Annotated in this window: 24 protein-coding genes; 13 read left to right on the top strand and 11 right to left on the bottom strand. The window is 66.1% G+C overall.

The window, feature by feature from the left end:
• Positions 1 to 4: 4 nt before the first annotated feature.
• Both ACNQVK_RS36670 and ACNQVK_RS36665 read right to left on the bottom strand, forming a co-directional pair.
• Positions 5 to 862, bottom strand: coding sequence for a 3-hydroxyacyl-CoA dehydrogenase (locus tag ACNQVK_RS36670; protein ID WP_418033756.1), 858 nt, complete (start codon positions 860 to 862; stop codon positions 5 to 7).
• Entirely contained in the window at positions 859 to 1,566 is a 708-nt protein-coding gene (locus ACNQVK_RS36665) for a TetR/AcrR family transcriptional regulator (RefSeq protein ID WP_418033754.1), read from the bottom strand. The genes ACNQVK_RS36670 and ACNQVK_RS36665 overlap by 4 nt, the downstream gene beginning before the upstream one ends.
• Before the next feature lie 188 nt (positions 1,567 to 1,754).
• On the opposite strand from ACNQVK_RS36665, the gene ACNQVK_RS36660 reads away from it, so the two are divergent.
• From ACNQVK_RS36660 to ACNQVK_RS36650, 3 genes are read left to right on the top strand one after another with little or no spacing between them, the layout of a single operon-like run.
• Positions 1,755 to 2,624, top strand: coding sequence for an ABC transporter permease (locus tag ACNQVK_RS36660; RefSeq protein ID WP_418033752.1), 870 nt, complete (start codon positions 1,755 to 1,757; stop codon positions 2,622 to 2,624).
• A complete protein-coding gene (locus tag ACNQVK_RS36655; RefSeq protein WP_409551705.1) occupies positions 2,621 to 3,658 on the top strand; it encodes a glycine betaine ABC transporter substrate-binding protein in 1,038 nt (345 codons plus the stop codon). The genes ACNQVK_RS36660 and ACNQVK_RS36655 overlap by 4 nt, the downstream gene beginning before the upstream one ends.
• The gene (locus tag ACNQVK_RS36650) at positions 3,642 to 4,430 is read left to right on the top strand and encodes an ABC transporter ATP-binding protein (protein ID WP_418033750.1); all 789 of its coding nucleotides are present in this window, start codon (positions 3,642 to 3,644) and stop codon (positions 4,428 to 4,430) included. The genes ACNQVK_RS36655 and ACNQVK_RS36650 overlap by 17 nt, the downstream gene beginning before the upstream one ends.
• A gap of 153 nt (positions 4,431 to 4,583) precedes the next feature.
• Here the strand turns inward: ACNQVK_RS36650 and ACNQVK_RS36645 are convergent, their stop codons facing one another.
• The 3 genes from ACNQVK_RS36645 to ACNQVK_RS36635 are packed head-to-tail and all read right to left on the bottom strand — an operon-like array spanning position 4,584 to position 7,098.
• Positions 4,584 to 5,564: a zinc-binding alcohol dehydrogenase family protein gene (locus ACNQVK_RS36645; protein ID WP_418033748.1), complete on the bottom strand. Its 981-nt coding sequence runs from the start codon at positions 5,562 to 5,564 to the stop codon at positions 4,584 to 4,586.
• The gene (locus ACNQVK_RS36640) at positions 5,561 to 6,238 is read right to left on the bottom strand and encodes a haloacid dehalogenase type II (RefSeq protein WP_418033746.1); all 678 of its coding nucleotides are present in this window, start codon (positions 6,236 to 6,238) and stop codon (positions 5,561 to 5,563) included. The genes ACNQVK_RS36645 and ACNQVK_RS36640 overlap by 4 nt, the downstream gene beginning before the upstream one ends.
• Positions 6,238 to 7,098 (bottom strand): alpha/beta fold hydrolase, encoded by an 861-nt coding sequence (locus ACNQVK_RS36635; protein WP_418033745.1) that lies wholly within the window; start codon positions 7,096 to 7,098, stop codon positions 6,238 to 6,240. Before ACNQVK_RS36635 ends, ACNQVK_RS36640 begins: the two co-directional genes overlap by 1 nt.
• An 85-nt stretch (positions 7,099 to 7,183) precedes the next feature.
• On the opposite strand from ACNQVK_RS36635, the gene ACNQVK_RS36630 reads away from it, so the two are divergent.
• Positions 7,184 to 7,711: a CGNR zinc finger domain-containing protein gene (locus tag ACNQVK_RS36630; RefSeq protein ID WP_418033743.1), complete on the top strand. Its 528-nt coding sequence runs from the start codon at positions 7,184 to 7,186 to the stop codon at positions 7,709 to 7,711.
• Here the strand turns inward: ACNQVK_RS36630 and ACNQVK_RS36625 are convergent, their stop codons facing one another.
• Positions 7,712 to 7,822 carry a hypothetical protein gene (locus tag ACNQVK_RS36625; RefSeq protein ID WP_003883225.1) on the bottom strand — a complete coding sequence of 37 codons (111 nt, stop codon included), beginning with the start codon at positions 7,820 to 7,822 and terminating at the stop codon, positions 7,712 to 7,714.
• Positions 7,823 to 7,948: 126 nt separating this feature from the next.
• Here ACNQVK_RS36625 and ACNQVK_RS36620 point away from each other — a divergent pair, with 126 nt between their 5' ends.
• Together ACNQVK_RS36620 and ACNQVK_RS36615 are read left to right on the top strand one after the other, a co-directional pair.
• Positions 7,949 to 8,626, top strand: a complete 678-nt coding sequence (locus tag ACNQVK_RS36620) for a TetR/AcrR family transcriptional regulator (protein ID WP_418033741.1) — start codon at positions 7,949 to 7,951, stop codon at positions 8,624 to 8,626.
• Between the two features lie 19 nt (positions 8,627 to 8,645).
• Positions 8,646 to 9,419, top strand: coding sequence for an SDR family oxidoreductase (locus ACNQVK_RS36615; protein WP_418033739.1), 774 nt, complete (start codon positions 8,646 to 8,648; stop codon positions 9,417 to 9,419).
• Here ACNQVK_RS36615 and ACNQVK_RS36610 read toward each other — a convergent pair.
• The gene (locus ACNQVK_RS36610) at positions 9,412 to 9,792 is read right to left on the bottom strand and encodes a DoxX family protein (protein ID WP_418033737.1); all 381 of its coding nucleotides are present in this window, start codon (positions 9,790 to 9,792) and stop codon (positions 9,412 to 9,414) included. The genes ACNQVK_RS36615 and ACNQVK_RS36610 overlap by 8 nt on opposite strands.
• A gap of 99 nt (positions 9,793 to 9,891) precedes the next feature.
• Here ACNQVK_RS36610 and ACNQVK_RS36605 point away from each other — a divergent pair, with 99 nt between their 5' ends.
• Positions 9,892 to 10,776: a sigma-70 family RNA polymerase sigma factor gene (locus tag ACNQVK_RS36605; RefSeq protein ID WP_418033735.1), complete on the top strand. Its 885-nt coding sequence runs from the start codon at positions 9,892 to 9,894 to the stop codon at positions 10,774 to 10,776.
• A 9-nt stretch (positions 10,777 to 10,785) separates the two neighbouring features.
• Entirely contained in the window at positions 10,786 to 12,504 is a 1,719-nt protein-coding gene (locus tag ACNQVK_RS36600) for an acyl-CoA dehydrogenase (RefSeq protein ID WP_418033733.1), read from the top strand.
• A gap of 7 nt (positions 12,505 to 12,511) precedes the next feature.
• Here the strand turns inward: ACNQVK_RS36600 and ACNQVK_RS36595 are convergent, their stop codons facing one another.
• Positions 12,512 to 13,603: an alcohol dehydrogenase catalytic domain-containing protein gene (locus ACNQVK_RS36595; protein ID WP_418033731.1), complete on the bottom strand. Its 1,092-nt coding sequence runs from the start codon at positions 13,601 to 13,603 to the stop codon at positions 12,512 to 12,514.
• A gap of 36 nt (positions 13,604 to 13,639) precedes the next feature.
• Between ACNQVK_RS36595 and ACNQVK_RS36590 the strand changes: the two genes are divergently transcribed.
• Together ACNQVK_RS36590 and ACNQVK_RS36585 are read left to right on the top strand one after the other, a co-directional pair.
• The gene (locus tag ACNQVK_RS36590) at positions 13,640 to 14,110 is read left to right on the top strand and encodes an acyl-CoA thioesterase (protein ID WP_418033729.1); all 471 of its coding nucleotides are present in this window, start codon (positions 13,640 to 13,642) and stop codon (positions 14,108 to 14,110) included.
• Positions 14,079 to 14,519, top strand: a complete 441-nt coding sequence (locus tag ACNQVK_RS36585) for an SRPBCC family protein (protein ID WP_418033727.1) — start codon at positions 14,079 to 14,081, stop codon at positions 14,517 to 14,519. Before ACNQVK_RS36590 ends, ACNQVK_RS36585 begins: the two co-directional genes overlap by 32 nt.
• Here the strand turns inward: ACNQVK_RS36585 and ACNQVK_RS36580 are convergent.
• From ACNQVK_RS36580 to ACNQVK_RS36570, 3 genes are all read right to left on the bottom strand, one after another.
• A complete protein-coding gene (locus ACNQVK_RS36580) occupies positions 14,516 to 14,818 on the bottom strand; it encodes a hypothetical protein (protein ID WP_044514492.1) in 303 nt (100 codons plus the stop codon). The genes ACNQVK_RS36585 and ACNQVK_RS36580 overlap by 4 nt on opposite strands.
• 4 nt (positions 14,819 to 14,822) lie before the next feature.
• Positions 14,823 to 14,972 (bottom strand): hypothetical protein, encoded by a 150-nt coding sequence (locus ACNQVK_RS36575; RefSeq protein WP_418033725.1) that lies wholly within the window; start codon positions 14,970 to 14,972, stop codon positions 14,823 to 14,825.
• A gap of 311 nt (positions 14,973 to 15,283) precedes the next feature.
• Entirely contained in the window at positions 15,284 to 15,976 is a 693-nt protein-coding gene (locus ACNQVK_RS36570; protein ID WP_418033723.1) for a GntR family transcriptional regulator, read from the bottom strand.
• A gap of 126 nt (positions 15,977 to 16,102) precedes the next feature.
• On the opposite strand from ACNQVK_RS36570, the gene fadD5 reads away from it, so the two are divergent.
• From fadD5 to ACNQVK_RS36555, 3 genes are all read left to right on the top strand, one after another.
• Positions 16,103 to 17,692 (top strand): fatty-acid--CoA ligase FadD5, encoded by a 1,590-nt coding sequence (gene fadD5 / locus ACNQVK_RS36565; RefSeq protein WP_418033721.1) that lies wholly within the window; start codon positions 16,103 to 16,105, stop codon positions 17,690 to 17,692.
• 286 nt (positions 17,693 to 17,978) lie between these two features.
• Positions 17,979 to 18,734 carry an MlaE family ABC transporter permease gene (locus ACNQVK_RS36560; protein ID WP_164481286.1) on the top strand — a complete coding sequence of 252 codons (756 nt, stop codon included), beginning with the start codon at positions 17,979 to 17,981 and terminating at the stop codon, positions 18,732 to 18,734.
• 1 nt (position 18,735) lies between these two features.
• Positions 18,736 to 19,605, top strand: a complete 870-nt coding sequence (locus tag ACNQVK_RS36555) for an MlaE family ABC transporter permease (RefSeq protein WP_418033719.1) — start codon at positions 18,736 to 18,738, stop codon at positions 19,603 to 19,605.
• Positions 19,606 to 19,608 lie beyond the last annotated feature (3 nt).

Raw genomic sequence — 19,608 nt, 5'->3', positions numbered from 1 at the left:
CTCCTCAGTTGTACTTGTAGAAGCCCTCGCCGGTGGCGAGGCCCAGCTTGCCTTTGTCGATGTAGTTCTCTTTGAGCCATGCGGCGAGCTTCTGATCCTCGGCATCTCCGTTGGCCATGATGTTGTACGGCGTGGTCAGGCCGATGATGTCGTAGATCTGGAACGGGCCGACGGGTGCGCCGGTCGCGATCCGCCAGGTGTCGTCGACGGCGCTGGGGTCGGCGTAGCCGCCAGCGGCCAGTTCGGCGGCCGCGTTGAGGAACGGCACCAGAAGGGAGTTGAGGACGTATCCGGCCTTCTCCTTGTGCAGTTCGATGGGCACCATGCCGATGGCCTTGGCGAACTCGACCACCTCGGCAAACACAGCCGGGTCGGTGTCGGTGGTCCCCATGATCTCGGCGGTGTTGAACTGCCACACGCGGTTTGCGAAGTGCAGCGCCAGAAACTTGTCGGGCCTCCCGGTGGAGTCCTTGAGGTCACTGGGCAGCAGCGTCGAAGAATTGGTGGCGAAGATCGTCTTGGCCGGCGCGAGTTCACCGAGCTTCTGGTAGGTCTCCCGCTTGAGATCGAGGATCTCGGGGATCGCCTCGATGACCAGGTCGGCGTCGGCCACGGCCGCGGCGAGATCGGAGGTCAGCGTGAGCCGGGCCAGTGCTTCCTGGGCCTTGCCGTCACGGGCATCGGGTACCTCGTTTGCGTAGGTTTCGGCCAGTTTCGCGAAGCGGTCCTTGGCCGCCTCCAGAACCTTGTCGTTGATGTCGTAGGCCGTGACGGTGAAGCCCTTGAACGCGGACTGGAACGCGATCTGGGAACCGAGCACTCCGGTCCCGAGCACGGTCACCGTCTTGATGGAGTTGGTCACGATGTCTCTCCTCCTCGTGGTGTTGTGGATGCCAGGAACCCCAGCACGATCTGGTTGATCTGCTGGAGCAGTTCGTGAGCACCGTCGGCGCCCCACTTCACGCCGGTCGACGGCTGGACCACCAACAGATGCAGGGCCGCGAAGACGCTTCTGGCGGCGCGATCGGCGTTGGCCTGCAACTCGCTCTCGGTGTCGGGATCCGCTGCACGGCAGTGCGTCAGGCGGGCGGCGATCGCGTCTTCGAGCCTCTTGACGTGTGCGAGGCCTTCGGCGCGGAAACGCTCGGTGGGGGAGCCGAACAGCAATTCGCGTTGGTATGCCGTCGCGTTGTCCGGCTGACGTGCGGCTTCGGTGATGACGGGCGCCACCATCGCGAACACGGCCGCGCCCGGATCGTCGATGTCGGCCGCGTTGCGCATACCGGTCTCGATCGCCTGCCGGAACTGGTCGTTGTAGACCATCAGTAGGAGTTCGGCTTTCGATGACGCATACCTGAACAAGGTGCCCGCGGCGACGTCGGCGGCGTCGGCGATCTGGGCCACGGTGACGGCCTCGAACCCGTGTGCCTCGAAGAGTGAACGCGCCGCGGCGAAGATCCGCTGTTGCTTGTCGTGCATGTTGCGGGTCCGCCGGCCTGTCGACCGTCCGGCCCGCTCTCGGGTCGCCTCGGGCATCATGTTCACCTCGCTAATGAGTGTGCTCATTAATGAGCGTACTCACTAATTCTCCTGAGCGTCAACCTCGGGTGGCAAATAAACTCACCTCGATTTCAGACCTTCACCGCGGACGCGCCCGCCGGTAGCAATACCCGGGTGAACGGAACGCTGCCAGGTTGCTGTTGTCGCTGAAGCCAATCGCCACCCCTGCCTTCAGCAACAGAAAGCTGCCCACAGTGTCTGTGTTCGTCGATATCGTTCCCAGCGAGTCCGAAGCCGAAACAGGTTCGCCCCGTCGTGTCGCGCCGTCGAACCGTTGGCGCACTCTGCTGACCAGGTCTGCCCTGCCGCTGTTGTCGGTGGTGGTGTTCTTCGCGGTGTGGCAGGTCGTCGCCTGGGCCGGGATCTGGAACCAAACGTTCGTGCCCTACCCGTCGACGGTGTGGCGCGCGTTCATCGACGTCTCCACCACGCATGACGGGGCCCGCGGCTACGCGGGGTACCTGCTGTACGAGCACCTCTACATGACGCTGCGCCGCGTTCTGGCCGGTGTTGTCATCGGCGTGGTCGTCGGCGTCGCGCTCGGTCTGCTGATGGGCTCGGTCGGATGGCTGCGCAGCGTGCTCGAACCGTGGTTGACGTTCCTGCGCGCCCTGCCGCCGCTGGCCTACTTCTTCCTGCTGGTGATCTGGCTGGGTATCGACGAGGCGCCCAAGATCACGCTGCTCGCGCTGGCCGCACTGCCGCCGGCCGCGGTGGCCACCACCGCGGCGGTCGTCGCCGCACCCGTCGGGCTGCAGGAGGCGGCCCGGGCCCTGGGGGCCAGCCGGGCGCAGGTCATCCGCGACGTCGTGGTGCCCTCGGCGCTGCCGGAGACCTTCACCGGAATCCGGCTGGCTGTGGGCATGGCGTACTCGTCGGTGGTGGCCGCCGAACTGTTCAACGGCATCCCCGGCATCGGCGGATTGGTCAAGGACGCAAGCAATTACAACAACACACCGGTCGTACTGGTGGGGATCTTCGCCATCGGGATCTCCGGCCTGGTGATCGACGGAGGTTTGCGGGCTGTCGAACGACGGGCCGTTCCATGGAGAGGGAAGATATGAGAATCAAGGCGCTGTTCGCCGCGTCGGTGGCAGTGGCCGCCGCGACGTTCGGGCTCTCGGCCTGCGCGGTCGACCACTCCGGGCAAAGCTCCGAGAAGCCCACCATCCGCCTTGGCTACCAGTCCTTTCCGAGCGGGGACCTGATCGTCAAGAACAACAAGTGGCTCGAAGAAGCGCTGCCCGACTACAACATCAAGTGGACCAAGTTCGACTCCGGGGCTGACGTGAACACCGCGTTCATCGCCAAGGAACTGGACTTCGGTGCGCTGGGATCCAGCCCGGTGGCCCGCGGTTTGTCGGCGCCGCTGAACATTCCGTACAAGGTGGCGTTCGTTCTCGACGTGGCTGGTGACAACGAGGCCCTGGTGGCCCGTGACGGCGCCGGCGTCAACTCGATCGCCGACCTGCGGGGCAAGCGGATCGCCACCCCGTTCGCGTCCACCGCGCACTACAGCCTGCTGGCCGCGCTGGCGCAGAATGGGCTGTCTCCCAGTGATGTGCAGCTGATCGACCTGCAGCCGCAGGCCATTCTCGCGGCCTGGGAGCGCGGCGACATCGCCGCGGCCTACAGCTGGCTGCCCACGCTGGACCAGCTCCGCAAGACCGGTAAGGATCTGATCACCAGCCGGCAGTTGGCCAAGGACGGCAAGCCCACGCTGGATCTTGCCGCGGTGTCCGACGAGTTCTCCACCGCGCATCCAGAGGTGGTCGACATCTGGCGCAAGCAGCAGGCCCGCGCGCTGAACGTCATCAAGGATGACCCGCAGGCCGCGGCCAAGGCGATCGCGGCCGAGGTCGGGCTCAGCCCGGAAGACGTTGCCGGGCAACTGAAGCAGGGTGTCTATCTGACGCCGGCTGAAGTGGCCTCCCCCGAGTGGCTGGGTAGTGACGGCGCACCGGGCAACATCGCCGCCAACCTGCAGAGCGCGTCGCAGTTCCTGGCCGATCAGAAGCAGATCCCCGAGGCCGCGCCGCTGCAGACCTTCAAGGACGCGATCTATACGAAGGGGTTGCCGGATGTCATCGTCAAGTAGTGACGCCTCCGGCGCGCTGAAGATCCGCAACGTCGCCCATCGCTATGGGAGCGGCTCTGAGGAGGTGACCGCGCTCGGCCCGGTCGATCTCGATGTCGAACCCGGCTCGTTCCTGGTCCTGGTGGGCGCATCGGGGTGCGGCAAGAGCACACTGCTGCGCCTGATCGCCGGCTTCGAGACCCCGTCCGAGGGCGAGGTCGAGGTCTCCGGTTCCCGCCCGACACCCGGGGTCACCTCGGGTGTGGTGTTTCAGCAGCCGCGGCTGTTTCCGTGGCGCACCGTCGGCGGCAACGTGGACCTGGCACTCAAGTACGCCAACGTGTCTCGTGAGCGACGGGCCGAGCGGCGTGAGGAACTGCTGGAGCGCGTGGGCCTGGAAGGCACCGCCAAACGCAGGATCTGGGAGATCAGTGGCGGGCAGCAGCAGCGCGTCGCGATCGCGCGAGCGCTGGCCGCCGAGACCCCGCTGTTCCTGTTGGACGAGCCGTTCGCGGCGCTGGATGCGCTCACCCGTGAACGGTTGCAGGAGGATGTCCGCCAGGTGAGTGCGGAGTCCGGTCGCACAACGGTTTTCGTCACGCACAGCGCCGACGAGGCCGCGTTCCTGGGGTCACGGATCGTCGTGCTGACGCGGCGGCCCGGGAAGATTGCCCTGGATCTGCCGGTGGAACTGCCGCGCGCCGGCGTCGACGCTCACGAACTCCGCAGTTCGCCGGAGTACCTCAAGTTGCGGACGGATGTGAGTGAGGCCGTGAAGCTCGCCGCGGCGTAGCCGCGAATTGGGCCTGCGGGCGTAGCCGCGAATTGGGCCTGCGCGGCATGATTTTGCAACGAAAGTGACGCTGTGGTCGTAAACCCTCACGGATAACGACCATGGCGTCACTTTCGGCGGAGCCGATGGATCGGACACGCCGCGTCACGATGGTCAGGCGACCACCACCATCTTCCCGCCTGCCTCGCCGGCTTCCATGACGCGGTGCGCCTCACGGATCTCGTCGAATGCGAAAACCCGCGACGGCGCCGCCTCGAGTTCCCCGCGCTCGACCTGCTGGGCAATGGCCTGCAGTGGCACGTCGGACAGCGGGAACCCGGGTGAGCCGAACACGAAGCTGCCGAAGAACGTCAGATTGACACCGCTGGCCATCTGCAGCAGCGGGTTGAAGTCGGGGATCGGATCGAGCCCACCCAACCAGCCTGCCAGGCAAGCGGTTCCGCCGCGACGCAGCATCTCCAGGGAATCCAGGATCGTGCTGTTGCCGACCAGGTCGAGCACCGCGTCGACTTCTCCGGACTCGGCGAGGTGGGCGCTCAGGTCGGGCACCTCCTTCTCCGCGCGGGTGACGCCGAGACTTTCCAGCAGCGCGAAGCGGTCAGGATTGCGTGTGGTCGCGATGACGCGCGCACCGGCGTTGACCGCAAGTTTGACGGCCGCCTGACCGAACGACGATGTGGCGCCGCGGATCACGAGCGTCTGGCCGGACTGCAGGTTGATGTTGCGGAACAGGCAGGTCCATGCGGTCGCGTATGTTTCCGGCAGTGCGGCGAGTTGGTCCCAGGGCAGGTCGGATTCGATGAGTGCGACATTGGCGGCCCGCACCCGGGTGTACTCGGCGTAGCTGCCGTTGATGGTGCGGCCCAATCCGCCCATGAGCGCGGCGACTTTCGCGCCGACGGGGAACTCGCCGCCCGGACACGAGTCGACGATGCCGACGCATTCGATACCGCTGACCGGGGCGGCCTCGGCCCACTCGCCGCGGCGCATGTGCATCTCGGCGTGGTTGATGCCGAATCCTTTGACCTGGATGACCACGTCGCCCGCCTTGGGTTCGGGCTTGGGGATGTCGGTATAGACGAGGTGATCGAGCCCGCCGAAGCCGTCCAGAACGATGGCGCGCATGGTGCTCATGATTGTTCCTCCAGAATACGGTTGAGTTGCAAGAGGTCTGATGCGATGACGGTGGGTTGGGGCACATCTGGTGCTCGCAAGACGGCATTGCCGGGGCGGGTGATGAGCGCTCCGCCGAAGCCGGCGGCCTGGGCGCCCAGGGTGTCCCACATGTGGGCGGCAACCATCATGCAGTCCGAGGGCGCTACCCCCAGGTCATCGGCGACGCCGGTGTACAGCGACGGCGCCGGCTTGAAGACGCGTTGGTCACCGACGGTGAACTGGCGCTCGAAATGGCCCGTCAGTCCCGCATTGTCAAGCGGTGTCGGTCCGTCGCTGTGCGGCGAATTCGTGAGGGTGACAAGGCGATAGCCGTTGGCGCGCAGACGCTGCAAACCCTCCGCAGCGTCGGGGTGGGCCGGCATCGTCCGCATGGCCTCGGTGAGTCCGCGTAGATCATCGTCGCCGACTTCCACTCCGTGGACCTCGGCGGTCATCCGCAGGACCCCTTGTCCGAGCGTGAAGAAATCGGTGTAGCGCCCTGCCAGTGTGATGGCCATGGAGTACGTCACCAGCTGGCCGAACCATTCGCGCAGCACGAGTGGGTCACCGAAGATCCGACCGAAATATGGCTGCAGGGAGTCGATGTCGATGAGGGTCTCGTTGACGTCGAACACCAGCACCTGGGGCCTCATCAGATGACCCGGCGCTGCAGGAACCCGTCGATCAGGCTCGCGACCTCGTCGAGATGGGTTTCCAGCAGGAAGTGCCCGCCGTCGAGCAGGTGGATCTCGGCGTCGACCGCGTCCTTACCGAAGGCCCGGGCACCGTCGGGGCCGAAGATGGGATCGCCCTTGCCCCAGACGGCGAGCACGGGAACCGCACTGGTGCGCAGGTACTCGTGCAGCGCCGGGTACAGCGGGGCGTTGGTCGCGTAGTCCCGGAACAGCTTGAGCTGTACCAGATCATTGCCGCGGGCCACCATCGCCGCGTCGTGCACCCAGGTGTCCGGGTTGACCAGGCTCTCGTCGGAAACCCCGGTCAGGTACTGCCATTTGATGCCGTCGACGCTCAATGCGGTCCGCACTCCCGCCTCGGTCTCGGGGGTCTGCTCGCGCTGGTAGGCCCACACCCCGGTCCAGAAGCTCTCGACGAAACCCTCGTCATAGCCGTTGCCGTTCTGGCTGACGATCGCGGTGATGGCCTCCGGATGCCGCAGTGCCAGCCGCCAGCCGATCGGGGCGCCGTAGTCCTGGACGTAGATCGCGTAGCGCGACACCCCGAGTTGGTTCAGCAGGCCGTCGGTCAGGTCGGCCAGCGCGTCGAAGGTGTAGTCGAACTCGTCGGTGGCCGGTGCATCGGAGTGTCCGTAGCCCAGGTGGTCGGGGGCGATGACGTGGTAGCGCTCGGCCAACCGGGGGATGAGGTCACGGAACATGTACGAGCTCGTCGGGAAGCCGTGCAGCAGCACGATCGCCGGTGCATCCGGCGCACCCGCCTCGCGGTAGAGCAGCCGCTGCCCGTCGACGGTGGCGTGGCGATGGTGAACGGTCATGACTAACTCCTCTAACTGTTTTTACTGGTTAGTGACATCTAACGCCGGACGGCATAACCTGTCAATAGTTGTTTGGAGGTTATATATGGAACTCGTGGAGGTGGGCCTGCGGGACGAGGCCCTGCTGCTGGACCTGCTCAACACCACGCCGGTGGTCGAGGGGAGGCAGTGCGACATGCTCGCGGACCGTGCGCAGGCGTGGACCTGGCTGCACGAGCACGGGGCGACCGAGGCCGAACGGGCGGAGCTGGTCGAGGCCAGGAACGTGCTGCAGGCGGTCGTGCGCGGGGCCGAGACGGCGGCCGCGTTGGAGCCGCTTCTCGATGCGGTGGCATTGCGGGCGCGCGCCACCAAGGGCGGCGTGAGGTGGGAACTCGATACCGATGACGCGCGGTGCGGTGCGGTGCGGGCCATCCTGGCCTGGGACGCGCTGCGCGTCGGGAGTCCGGGGCGACTACGCGCGTGCGGGAATCCGGACTGCCGGCTGTTCCTGATCGATCGCAGCAAGCCGAACACCGCTCGCTGGTGTTCGATGGCTACCTGCGGAAACCGCATGAAGGCGCGCCGGTATCACCAGCGCGCCAGGACTGCGAAGACTGACGAACAGTCCTGATTACACCGGGGGGTACGCCGGCGGCGGGTAGACGCCGCGCAGACCCCAGGCCAGCCACGGAAAGAAGAAGTCGCTCTCGTCGCTGAGGTCGTAGTCAGGATTCGGATCCATGCCCGGAGTCTAGACGCACGAGGCAAGGCCGGAACAGGGCCGCGAAGGGAATTGCCTACACTCTTCAACCATCTAGTTGATTGATTTCCCGGGCAAGGTCCGGGCGATGCTGATAGTGAGTGTGCTATGTCATCCGATGCAGAGGGCGGCCGGGGCCGCGGAGGCGCGGCTGCCAATGGGACGTCCCGCCGCGACGAGCTCCTGACCGTCGCGGCCAAGCTGTTCGCCGCCCGCGGCTATCACGGCACCAGGATGGACGATGTCGCCGAGGCTGTCGGCCTGAACAAGGCCACGGTCTACCACTACTACTCAAGCAAGTCGCTGATCCTCTACGACATCTACAAGGGCACCGCGGACTTCACCGTCGAGGCCCTCCACGACGACCCCACCGCCTCGGCACGGGAGACGATCTACAACTTCACCCGTCGATTGATGGTCGGTATCGCCGGGGACCTGGAGCGCGCCGCGGTGTACTTCCAGGAAGGCCCGTACATCGCGGAATGGTTCACCGAGGAGCAGGTGGCCTACATCCGGCGCGCTGAGACACAGGTCTACGAGCATGTCCGCGACGTGATCGACCGCGGCATCGCCAGTGGCGAGTTCTACGACTGCGATTCGCATGTCCTGGCCCTCGGCTACATCGGGATGACGCTGGGCTCCTACCGCTGGCTGCGACCGCACGGCAGGCGGAGCGCCCAGGAGATCGCCGTCGAGTTCAGCACGGCTCTGCTGCGCGGGCTGATCCGCGACGAGGTGACCCGCAACGAGTCCCCGCTCGGTGTCGACATCGAGGAAAAAGCCTAGAAAGAAAGATCTGGTGGGCATGACTGATCTGTTCCGACTGGACGGCAAGGTCGCCGTCGTCACCGGAGGCGGCCGTGGCATCGGCCTGATGATGGCCCGTGGCCTGCTGCAGGCGGGGGCGTCCGTGTACGTCTCGAGCCGCAAGGAGGCTGAGCTGTCCGCGGCGGTGGACGCGTTGTCCCCGCTCGGCCGGATCTCCGCGGTGCCCGCCGATCTGGGCACCGCCGAAGGGGTCGCGGCGCTCACCGCGGCGGTGACGGGCCGCGAGGATGCGATCCACGCGCTGTTCAACAACGCGGGCGCGGCCTGGGGTGCACCCTACGACGAGTTCCCGGAGTCGGGATTCGACAAGGTCTACGACGTCAACGTCAAAGGCGTGTTCCTGCTGACCCGGGCGCTCACGCCGCTGCTGAATTCCGCTGCCACGGCAGAAGATCCGGCACGCGTGATCAACACCGGAAGCATCGACGGCATCGTCGCGCCGGGGAAGGGCCGCGACAACTTCTCCTACAGCGCCAGCAAGGCCGCCGTACACATGCTGACGCGCCACCTCGCCGGGGAACTGGCCCCGCGGATCCTGGTCAACGCGATCGCACCGGGCCTTTTTGAATCCCGGATGACCAAGGAGATGCTGCGTGGCGGCGTCGATGAGGTAGGTGGCGGTCTCCCCTTGGGCCGGATCGGGCAGCCCGACGACATCGCCGGGATCTCGGTGTTCCTGGCCAGCCGGGCCAGCGCGTACATCACCGGCGCGGTCATCCCGGTCGACGGCGGTGTGAGCACCATCAGGTGACGGGCAGGGTGAACCAGCCCCACGCCAAGAAGGCGAAGATGCCGATGAAGACGATGTCGCCGGCCATGTAGAGCCACTCGCTGCGACGAAATCTGGTCGTGGCCGCACCAGCCATGAACAGGGCCAGGCCGCAGGCGGCCACCGGGGTCAGCACGGGCGCGATACCCACCGCGGCGGGCAGCAGCAGGCCGATCGCACCGACCAGCTTGATCGTCGCGATCGCCGTGAGGTGCCCGTCGCCGAAATCATCGACCCAATGCTGATTGCTGCCCAGCGACCGGTACTTCTCCCGGGACATGAACAGCAGGCTGGCCCCGCCGGCCACGTAGGCCGCTGCCGCGACGATGGTGATGATCCACAGGGTGGTGTGCATTCTTCGCTCCGTTTCGTGGTTACGTCAGGGCTTCGTAGTTACGTCGGGCACTGCCGACTCGTCACCCTTATGACGGATCCGTGCGAGGAGAGGTAACCGATGACGCCCGAGGCATCACTGGCGGAGGCATTCGAGCAACAGCGCCCGCGGCTGCTCGCGGTGGCCCACCGCGTCCTCGGCTCACGGGCGGACGCCGAGGACGCCGTGCAGGAAGCGTGGCTGCGCCTGTCTCGTCAAGACGCGGACTCGATCGAGAATGTCGTCGGCTGGCTGACAACTGTGTTGGGCCGCATCTGTATCGACATGTTGCGGTCGCGCGCCAGCCGCGCCGAGCTGACGCCCACCGCCGACCTTCCCGAACTCGTCGTCACCGAGGACGTCGACTCCCCGGAGGACGCCGCGGTGCTCGCGGACTCGGTCGGGCTGGCGATGCTCGTCGTGCTGGGATCGCTGCGCCCGGACGAACGCCTGGCGTTCGTCCTGCACGACATGTTCGCCGTGCCGTTCGCCGAGATCGGGCAGATCCTCGACAAGTCGAGCGACGCCGTCAAGATGATGGCCAGCCGCGCGCGCCGGAAGGTGCAGGACGTGCCGCCGCCCACCAGCGACCGCCGCCGGAAGCAGGAGCAGCGTGAGGTCGTCGACGCCTTCCTGGCCGCCGCCCGTGACGGCGACTTCGACGCACTGCTGCGCGTGCTCGACCCCGACGTCAGCTGGCAGCGCTATACGGCCGCCGGAGTGACCGTCGGGACCGGATCGGATTCCGTCGTGGCTGCGGTACGACGCGGCCAGGGAACCCGCGTCATAGCCCGGAGGGTGTCGGTGAACGGCGAGCCGGGGATCCTGGCGTGGGGGCCGAAGGGTCGTCCGCTCGGCGTGATGGCGTGCTCCGTGGACGGGGGCCGGCTGGTCGGGATCGTGTCGATCGTCGATCCACGACGGCTGGCCCGGATGTCGCTGCCCGAGCCGCCTGCTGACGATTAACCTGACGGAATGAAGTCGACGATCCTCTCGCGGCGCGACCTGGACTTCCTGCTCTACGAGTGGTTGGACGTCGAAAAGCTCACGACGCTGGACCGCTTCACCGAACACTCCCGCGAAACCTTCGATGGTGTGCTGGATCTGTGCGAGCAACTCGCGACCCGTTACTTCGCGCCGCACAACAAGCTCAGTGACGCCAACGAGCCGACGTTCGACGGGCAGGCAGTCACGCTGATCCCCGACGTGAAACAAGCGTGGGACGCGTTCGCGGCGGCCGATCTGATCGCCATGGGAATGGACGCCGAGATCGGTGGCGCGCAGCTGCCGGCCACCGTCGCGCAGGCCGCGTTCGCATGGATCTCCGCGGCGAACGTGTCGACCTCGGGCTATTTGATGCTGACCATCGCCAATGCCAACCTGCTGGCCCGTTTCGGCTCGGCCGAGCAGATCGAGACCTTCGTCAAACCCATGCTGGCGGGCCGGTTCTCGGGCACCATGGCGCTGTCGGAGACGCAGGCCGGATCGTCGCTGGCCGACATCACCACCCGTGCCGAACCGCAGCCCGACGGCAGCTACCGGCTGTTCGGCTCGAAGATGTGGATATCGGGCGCCGAGCATGAGCTCACCGAGAACATCGTCAACCTGGTGCTGGCCAAGATTCCCGGCGGCCCGGCCGGCACCAAGGGCATCTCACTGTTCGTCGTGCCGAAGTTCCTGGCCGACGGCACCCGCAACGGAGTGGCCATCTCCGGGCTGAATCACAAGATGGGCCAACGCGGTATCACCAACACCGTGCTCAACTTCGACGGCGCGGTCGGCTATCTGGTCGGGGAGCCGCACCGCGGCATCGTCTACATGTTCCACATGATGAACGAGGCCCGCCTCGGTGTCGGGATGGGTGCCGTCGCGCTCGGCTACACCGGGTACCTCAAGTCGCTGGAGTACGCGCGCGAGCGCCCACAGGGCCGGCCGTTGGGTGTCAAGGACCCGTCGACCCCGCAGGTGCCGATCATCGAGCACGCTGACGTGAAGCGGATGCTGTTGGCGCAGAAGGCCTATGTCGAAGGTGGGCTGGCGCTGGCGCTCTACTGCGCCAAGCTGGTGGACGACGACGACGCTGATGCTTCCAGGGTGCTCGACATCCTCACCCCGATCGCCAAGAGCTGGCCGTCGCAATGGTGCGTGGAGGCCAACAGCCTGGCGATCCAGGTTCACGGCGGTTACGGCTACACCCGCGAGTACGACGTCGAGCAGCACTACCGCGACAACCGGCTCAACCCGATCCACGAGGGCACCCACGGTATCCAGAGCCTGGACCTGTTGGGTCGCAAGGTGACCCAGAACGGCGGGGCGGGCCTGGCGGCGCTGGGGGAGCGGATCGCGGCGACCGTCTCGAAGGCCACGGGCGCGGCTCCGGAGCTGGCGGCTCAGCTCGATGCGTCCTGGCAGCGGCTGGTCGCAGTCACCGGCGCGATGTTCGCCTCCGGTGACATCGAGGCGGCGATGGCCAACAGCGCGGTGTACCTCGAGGCGTTCGGGCACATCGTGGTGGCATGGATCTGGCTGGAGCAGTACCTGGCCGCCGAAGGACGCACGGGCGACTTCTATGACGGCAAGCGTCAGGCCGCCCGGTACTTCTTCCGCTACGAACTGCCCAAGACCGCACCGCAATTGGACCTGCTGGAGAGTCTGGACCGCACCACGCTGGAGATGCGCGACAACTGGTTCTAGCCCGGTTTCAACTCAATTCGATGATCTGGCGCACGGCCCGCCCGTCGGCCAGCTCGTCCATGCCGGAGTTGATCTGATCGAGGGTGATGGTCGAGGACACCAGCTGCTCGACGGGTAGCCGTCCGGCCCGCCAGAGTTCGACGAACCGCGGAATGTCGCGGGCCGGTACCGCCGAGCCCAGGTAGCTGCCGATCAGCGACCGGCCCTCGGCCACGAAACCCAACGGTGACACCGAGATTCGGGCGTCCGGACGGGGCAGGCCGACGGTGATCGTGCGACCGCCCGGCCCGGTCAGTGCGATCGAGGTTTCCAACGCGGCGGGGTGGCCCGCGGCTTCAATCACCACGTCGGCCTTGAGATCGGCGGCCTGCTCAGGGGTGTAGGTCTCGTGCACGCCGAGCTCGCGCGCCCGGGCCAGCTTGTCCGGCAGCTGGTCCACGCCGATGACGCGGACGCCGTCGTGGGCGAGTGCGGTCAGGGCCGCCGCCATGCCGACACCGCCCAGGCCGACCACTGCCACGGTCTGGCCGGCCCTCGGCATGCCGACGTTCAGCACGGCGCCGCCGCCGGTGAGCACCGCACAGCCCAACAGTGAGGCCACCGTGGCGGGGACATCATCGGGGACAGGCACCACCGACCGGCGGTCGACGACGGCATAGGTGGCGAAACCGGATACCCCGAGGTGGTGGAACACCGGTTGGCCGTCGCGGGTCAGCCGGATGTCGCCGTTCATCAACGTGCCCGCGCCGTTGGCGGCCGATCCGGGACCGCAGGGCGTCAGGCCGTCGGTGGCACACGCGGGGCAATCCCCGCAGCGCGGCAGGAATGTCATCACCACTCGTTGGCCCACCGGCAGATCGGTGTCACCCGCTTCGACGATCCCGGCGGCCTCATGCCCCAACAGCATCGGGACCGGGCGTACCCGGTTGCCGTCGACGACGGACAGATCGGAGTGGCACAGGCCCGCGGCCTCGATGCGCACCAGCAGCTCGCCCGGGCCGGGTTCGGCGAGGTCGAGGTCGCTCACCCGGATCGGCTGCGACGTGGCGTACGGGCGGGAGAGGCCGATGTGCTCAAGGACGGCTCCGCGGATCTTCATGACCACCAGCCTGTCACCTGCTGTCAGACTTCAGCCATGAGCAGCCGTGACGAACCCGTGCCGACCAGCCTGGACTTTCCGCTGCACTGGCCGGTGCTGACCCGATGGACCGACAACGACATGTTCGGCCACCTCAACAACGCGGTGTACTACGAACTGTTCGACACCGCGATCAACGCCTGGATCAACACGAACTGCGACGTCGATCCGGTCACCGCGCCCTGGCTCGGTGTGGTCGCCGAGTCCGGGTGCCGCTACTTCGCGGAGTTGAAGTTCCCCGACCCGTTGGTGGTCGGTCTGGCGGTGGCGCGGTTGGGCAAAAGCAGCGTCACCTACCGGCTCGGATTGTTCGAGCCGGGCGGGCCGGTGGCGGCGGTCGGCCACTGGGTGCATGTCTATGTGGACCGGACCACGCGCCGGCCGGTACCGATTCCCGACGTGATCCGCGATCTGCTGCAGTCGATATCATCGCCGGATGCCACTCGTGAGCAAGACCGTCGAGGTTGATGCCCCTGCCGACAAGATCATGGCGATCGTCGGTGATTTCGAGGCCTATCCGCAGTGGAACCCCGAGATCAAGGGCTGCTGGATTCTGGCCCGCTACGACGACGGCCGGCCCAGCCAGTTGCGGCTCGACGTCGAGATCCAGGGTCAGTCCGGCACCTTCATCAACGCCGTCTACTACCCCGCGGAGAACCAGATCTTCACCGTGTTGCAGCAGGGCGACCATTTCACCAAGCAGGAACAGAGGTTCTCGGTCGTGCCCCTCGGGCCCGACAGCACGCTGCTTCAGGTTGACCTCGAGGTCGAGGTCAAGCTGCCGATCCCGGCCATGATGGTCAAGAAGCTCATCGGCGACACCCTCGAGCACCTGGCCAACGCCCTCATCACCAGGGTGCAGCAGCTGTCCGCTTAGGCCGCGCGGTCGGCTGCTGCCGCCCGCAGTTCGAGTACGCGATTGCGGATGCGGTACTCGGTGGACCGAGGCATCTCGGCCGGCCGGTATCGGCCGTGCCTGATCCGGTAGACCCGGCCGTGGTTCATCTCCCACCGCAGGGCGTCGGAGATCGCCTTCGAGGGGCGCCCAGCGGTGGTGAACCCCTGGTCCTCGAGCGCGTCGACCAGATCGGCCACCGATTGTGCGCCGTGCTGCAGCAGCTGCATGGTGAGCACGTAGCGGAGGTTGGTGCCGCGCAGCAGGAGTTTGTCCGCCATGGCGTCACGGTGCCAGCAGGGTATGACAGTCCCCCCGTTCGCCGAATTCGGACGGATACCCGATGTGCCCGGCAGCGAGCGACAATCCAGCGACAATCGCCACTTCGGCATCGTGTGCCTCGTCAAACCCGTTGTCGCTGAACATTTTTGCCACTATCGCACCTCTGGCATCGCGTGCCTCAGTTGTTCAATGCCCGACTGACAGCGACTCTGTCGCTGGTAGGTGGGCAACTCGAAAAGCGTTACGCATGAGGTTGGCTTTGCCTGGAGTGACGCGAGAATGGATGGCATCTGTGACCGGAGATGCCAACGGTGTGCCTGAGGCGATTGTCGCTCGATTGTCGCTGACAGCCGGGCAGGTCGGACATCGATTTCGCGCCACGGCACACCGGTAAAGCCGCGCCGACACGCCGACGCGGGCGCCGGCGCCGGATGCCGGATACCCCGGAGCTGAGCACTCAGCCGTCAGTCCCACATCCCGATGTCGTCGAGCCGCGCGATGAGCCGTTGGGCGGCATCGGTGAACTGGTTTGCGTTGAGCTCCACTGCTGCCGTCGCATCCCGCCGGCGCAGCGCGTCGATCAGCAACCGGTGGTTCTCCACGGCCTCGGTGCCCCACTTCGGATCGGTCGAATAGATGAGGGCGGGCAGGTAGCGCGCGACGTGCAGTAGGAACCAGGCCAGCTTGATGCGGCCACTGGCATGGTTGAACGCCCGGTGGAAGGTGAACTCGGCGGACGAGATCGCCACGGGATTGTGATCCTTGACCGCGGCCGCGAGCTCGGCATTGAGCTGTTCGAGCTCGTCGATCTCGGCCGGGGTGATGCGGGTTGTGGCGGTGGCGGCGAGCTCGCGCGCGATGGTGGCCTGCAACCAGAAGATGTCTTCGACGTCCGCGCGGGTGAGTGGCACCACGACGTGTCCTCTGTTGGGCTCCAGCTGCACCATGCCCTCGCCGCGCAGTGTGCGCAGTGCCTCCCGCACGGGGGTGATGCTCACCCCGAGCGCCGCGGCGGTCTCGTCGAGACGGATGAACGTGCCGGGCCGCAGGACACCGGTCATGATCTCGGCCCGGAGCTGGGCGGCCACCTCGTCGGAAAGTTGCTCGCGCCGTCCCCCGCGACGACGTTGCACGGCCACTCTGGCAGGTGCATTCACGGGAATCCGGTCGCCTTTCTGGTGGGCTTGTCGCCGAGGCGCCGAGGCCATAGTGTGACCGGGGCAACCCCATGTTTGATCAAATATAAAATTCGTGCAACTCGATACCGATGGAGTGCAGATCCGTTGACTGCCGAGCCGTTCCCCACTGAGCAGCCATACCTGGCCCGTCGTCAGAACTGGGCCAATCAACTGACCCGGCATGCCCTTATGCAGCCAGACAAGACCGCCCTGCGGTTCCTGGGGCACACCACCACGTGGCGCGAGCTCGACCACCGGGTGACCAAGCTGGCCGGCGCCCTGAGCCGGCGTGGAGTCGGCTTCGGAGACCGGGTGCTGATCCTGATGCTGAACCGGCCCGAGTTCATCGAGGCGATGCTGGCAGCCAACAAGCTCGGCGCCATCGCGGTGCCGGTGAACTTCCGGATGACCCCGCCCGAGGTGGCCTTCCTGGTCAGCGACTGCGCGGCCCGCGCCATCGTCACCGAGCCCGTACTCGCCGGAGTCGCCACGGCGGTACGCGATCTCGATGCCACGCTGTCGACGGTCATCGTGGCCGACGCACCCACAGAGGACGGCGTCCTCGGCTACGAGGACCTGATCGCCGAAGACGGCGACCCCGCGCAACCGGTCGACATCCCCAGCGATGCCCCCGCGCTGATCATGTACACCTCGGGCACGACCGGCCGGCCCAAGGGTGCGGTGCTGACCCATGCCAACCTCGCCGGGCAGGGCATGACCAACCTGTTCACCACCGGCGTCGACATCAACAACGACGTCGGCTTCATCGGCGTCCCGCTGTTCCACATCGCCGGCGTCGCGGGAAACGTGAACACGGGTCTGACGCTGGGCCTGCCCACCGTGATCTATCCGCTCGGCGCGTTCGATCCGGGTGCACTGCTCGACGTGCTGGCGGCCGAGAAGGTGACGGCGATCTTCCTGGTGCCAGCGCAGTGGCAGGCGGTTTGCGCTGAGCAGAAAGCGAATCCGCGCGATCTTTGCCTGCGGGCCCTGTCGTGGGGTGCCGCGCCGGCCTCGGACACCTTGCTACGTGCAATGGCCGAGACTTTCCCCGGCAGCCAGATCCTTGCTGCGTTCGGACAGACCGAGATGTCCCCGGTTACCTGCATGTTGTTGGCGGACGATGCAATTCGCAAGCTCGGCTCGGTCGGTCAGGTCATCCCGACGGTCTCGGCCCGCATCGTGGACGAGAACATGAACGACGTCCCCGTCGGTGATGTCGGCGAGATCGTCTACCGTGCCCCAACTTTGATGGCCGGCTACTGGAACAACCCCAAGGCCACCGCCGAGGCGTTCGCCGGCGGCTGGTTCCACTCGGGTGATCTGGTCCGTCAGGACGAGGAGGGCTACATCTGGGTCGTCGACCGCAAGAAGGACATGATCATCTCCGGTGGCGAGAACATCTACTGCGCCGAGGTCGAGAACGTCCTCGCCGGGCACCCCGCCATCACCGAGGTCGCCGTGATCGGCCGGCATGACGAGAAATGGGGCGAGGTTCCGGTTGCGGTGGTGGCTCTCACCAGAGGCGACGTACTGAATCTCGGGGATCTCGACGGGTTCCTCACCGAACGCCTGGCGCGCTACAAGCACCCGAAGGCACTCGAGATCGTCGATGCCCTGCCCCGCAACCCGTCGGGCAAGGTGCTCAAGACCGAACTCAGGGAGCGGTTCGGGTCGCCCATCAACGCCCAATAGGGTTGACGGTTCCGAAAGTAACTCCGCGTCAACGGTTTCTGCAGGTCGCGGCGAAAGTTTGCTGTCTTTGCACGCCCTTGTTAACGGTTGATGGCACAATCCACCCGATGCAGTGCACGGCCCGGTTTCTATCGGGTACAGTCCGGTGGTCTCAATTACTACTCGTGAGTAGGGAGAGACGGATCACACAAGTTGACAGGCGACGAGGAGGGGGCGTGCGACACGTCCAGGGGGCGCAGCGGTGACGGCGCCTGCCGACGGGCTCGTCGGCTACGTACGTGGTCAAATGGAGAAGCCGCTGGCTATGGTCGGTGGCTTCTTCAAGATGACTGTGCTCACTGGAAAGGCCTTTCTCACACGGCCTTTCCAGTGGAAAGAGTTCGTGCTGCAGAGCTGGTTCTTGATCCGGGTGGCATTCCTGCCCACGCTCGCGGTATCGATCCCGTTGACGGTGCTCATCATCTTCACGCTCAACATCCTGTTGGCGGAGTTCGGCGCGGCTGACGTCTCGGGCGCCGGTGCGGCGCTGGGTGCGGTCACGCAGCTCGGTCCTCTGGTGACGGTGCTCGTGGTTGCCGGCGCCGGTTCGACCGCGATTTGCGCGGACCTGGGTGCCCGCACCGTGCGTGAGGAGATCGACGCGCTCGAGGTGCTGGGCATCGACCCGATCGAGCGCCTCGTTGTTCCCCGCGTGGTCGCCTCCACATTTGTGGCCTTCATGCTCAACGGCGCGGTGATCACCATCGGTCTGGTCGGCGGCTTCTTCTTCGGCGTGTATGTCCAGAACGTCTCCGCCGGTGCCTATGTGTCCACGCTGACCCTGCTGACCGGATTCCCCGAGGTGATGATCTCGGTCATCAAGGCCACGCTGTTCGGCCTGATCGCCGGACTCGTCGGCTGCTACCGCGGCCTGACGGTGGCCGGTGGCTCAAAGGGCGTCGGCACCGCGGTGAACGAGACCCTGGTGTTGTGCGTGGTGGCATTGTTCGCAGTCAACGTCGTGCTCACCACCATTGGTGTGCGGTTCGGAACAGGGCACTGACATGAGTACCGCAACAGTTCTTCGGTCCCGGTTCCCCCGGGCGTTCTCGCGCACTTCAGACATCGCGGGCACGCCGGCCCGGTTCCTCGACAGCATGGGCCACGTCGCGTGGTTCGTCGTCCAGGCCATCGGCTCCATCCCGCACGCGTTCCGGCACTACCGCCGTGAGGCTCTGCGGCTGGTCGCCGAGATCGGCATGGGTACCGGCGCGATGGCCGTCATCGGCGGCACCGTCGCCATCATCGGTTTCGTCACGCTGTCGGCAGGCTCCCTGATCGCCATCCAGGGCTTCGCGTCCCTGGGCAATATCGGCGTCGAGGCCTTCACCGGCTTCTTCGCCGCCCTGGCAAACATCCGCGTCGTTGCCCCGGTCGTCACCGGTCAGGCCCTGGCCTCCACGGTCGGTGCCGGCGCCACCGCCGAACTCGGCGCAATGCGCATCAGCGAGGAGATCGACGCGCTGGAAGTCATGGGGATCAGGTCGATTTCGTATCTGGTCTCCACGCGCCTCATCGCCGGGTCGATCGTCATCATCCCGTTGTACGCCGGCGCGGTCCTGCTGTCCTTCCTGTCCGCACAGTTCGTCACGACGGTCTTCTACTCGCAGTCGGTGGGTACGTATGAGCACTACTTCCATACGTTCCTGCGTGTCGACGACGTGATGTGGTCCTTCCTCCAGGTCATCGTCATGTCGATCGTGGTCATGTTGAACCACTGCTACTTCGGCTATTACGCAAGTGGCGGTGCTGTCGGTGTGGGTGAGGCAGTAGGGAGGTCGATGCGAACCTCGTTGATCGCAATCGTGTTGGTGGTCCTGTTGGCATCGTTGGCGCTCTACGGCACCGACCCCAACTTCAACCTCACGGTGTAGCGG

Source organism: Mycobacterium sp. 134, from assembly GCF_048282715.1.
Lineage (GTDB): Bacteria > Actinomycetota > Actinomycetes > Mycobacteriales > Mycobacteriaceae > Mycobacterium > Mycobacterium septicum.
This window is presented reverse-complemented; position numbering and strand designations above follow the sequence as displayed.

What these genes read in the sequence shown, in the direction of transcription:
- ACNQVK_RS36625 (WP_003883225.1), bottom strand. Translation starts at nt 7,822, where the DNA reads ATGGATCCGAATCCTGACTACGACCTCAGCGACGAGAGCGACTTCTTC.
- ACNQVK_RS36600 (WP_418033733.1), top strand. Translation starts at nt 10,786, where the DNA reads ATGAAGTCGACGATCCTCTCGCGGCGCGACCTGGACTTCCTGCTCTAC.
- ACNQVK_RS36645 (WP_418033748.1), bottom strand. Translation starts at nt 5,564, where the DNA reads ATGAGCACCATGCGCGCCATCGTTCTGGACGGCTTCGGCGGGCTCGAT.
- ACNQVK_RS36620 (WP_418033741.1), top strand. Translation starts at nt 7,949, where the DNA reads ATGTCATCCGATGCAGAGGGCGGCCGGGGCCGCGGAGGCGCGGCTGCC.
- ACNQVK_RS36610 (WP_418033737.1), bottom strand. Translation starts at nt 9,792, where the DNA reads ATGCACACCACCCTGTGGATCATCACCATCGTCGCGGCAGCGGCCTAC.
- ACNQVK_RS36595 (WP_418033731.1), bottom strand. Translation starts at nt 13,603, where the DNA reads ATGAAGATCCGCGGAGCCGTCCTTGAGCACATCGGCCTCTCCCGCCCG.
- ACNQVK_RS36615 (WP_418033739.1), top strand. Translation starts at nt 8,646, where the DNA reads ATGACTGATCTGTTCCGACTGGACGGCAAGGTCGCCGTCGTCACCGGA.
- ACNQVK_RS36630 (WP_418033743.1), top strand. Translation starts at nt 7,184, where the DNA reads ATGGAACTCGTGGAGGTGGGCCTGCGGGACGAGGCCCTGCTGCTGGAC.
- ACNQVK_RS36665 (WP_418033754.1), bottom strand. Translation starts at nt 1,566, where the DNA reads ATGAGCACACTCATTAGCGAGGTGAACATGATGCCCGAGGCGACCCGA.
- ACNQVK_RS36650 (WP_418033750.1), top strand. Translation starts at nt 3,642, where the DNA reads ATGTCATCGTCAAGTAGTGACGCCTCCGGCGCGCTGAAGATCCGCAAC.
- ACNQVK_RS36585 (WP_418033727.1), top strand. Translation starts at nt 14,079, where the DNA reads ATGCCACTCGTGAGCAAGACCGTCGAGGTTGATGCCCCTGCCGACAAG.
- ACNQVK_RS36580 (WP_044514492.1), bottom strand. Translation starts at nt 14,818, where the DNA reads ATGGCGGACAAACTCCTGCTGCGCGGCACCAACCTCCGCTACGTGCTC.
- ACNQVK_RS36655 (WP_409551705.1), top strand. Translation starts at nt 2,621, where the DNA reads ATGAGAATCAAGGCGCTGTTCGCCGCGTCGGTGGCAGTGGCCGCCGCG.
- ACNQVK_RS36590 (WP_418033729.1), top strand. Translation starts at nt 13,640, where the DNA reads ATGAGCAGCCGTGACGAACCCGTGCCGACCAGCCTGGACTTTCCGCTG.
- ACNQVK_RS36640 (WP_418033746.1), bottom strand. Translation starts at nt 6,238, where the DNA reads ATGAGGCCCCAGGTGCTGGTGTTCGACGTCAACGAGACCCTCATCGAC.
- ACNQVK_RS36555 (WP_418033719.1), top strand. Translation starts at nt 18,736, where the DNA reads ATGAGTACCGCAACAGTTCTTCGGTCCCGGTTCCCCCGGGCGTTCTCG.
- ACNQVK_RS36635 (WP_418033745.1), bottom strand. Translation starts at nt 7,098, where the DNA reads ATGACCGTTCACCATCGCCACGCCACCGTCGACGGGCAGCGGCTGCTC.
- ACNQVK_RS36560 (WP_164481286.1), top strand. Translation starts at nt 17,979, where the DNA reads ATGGAGAAGCCGCTGGCTATGGTCGGTGGCTTCTTCAAGATGACTGTG.
- ACNQVK_RS36605 (WP_418033735.1), top strand. Translation starts at nt 9,892, where the DNA reads ATGACGCCCGAGGCATCACTGGCGGAGGCATTCGAGCAACAGCGCCCG.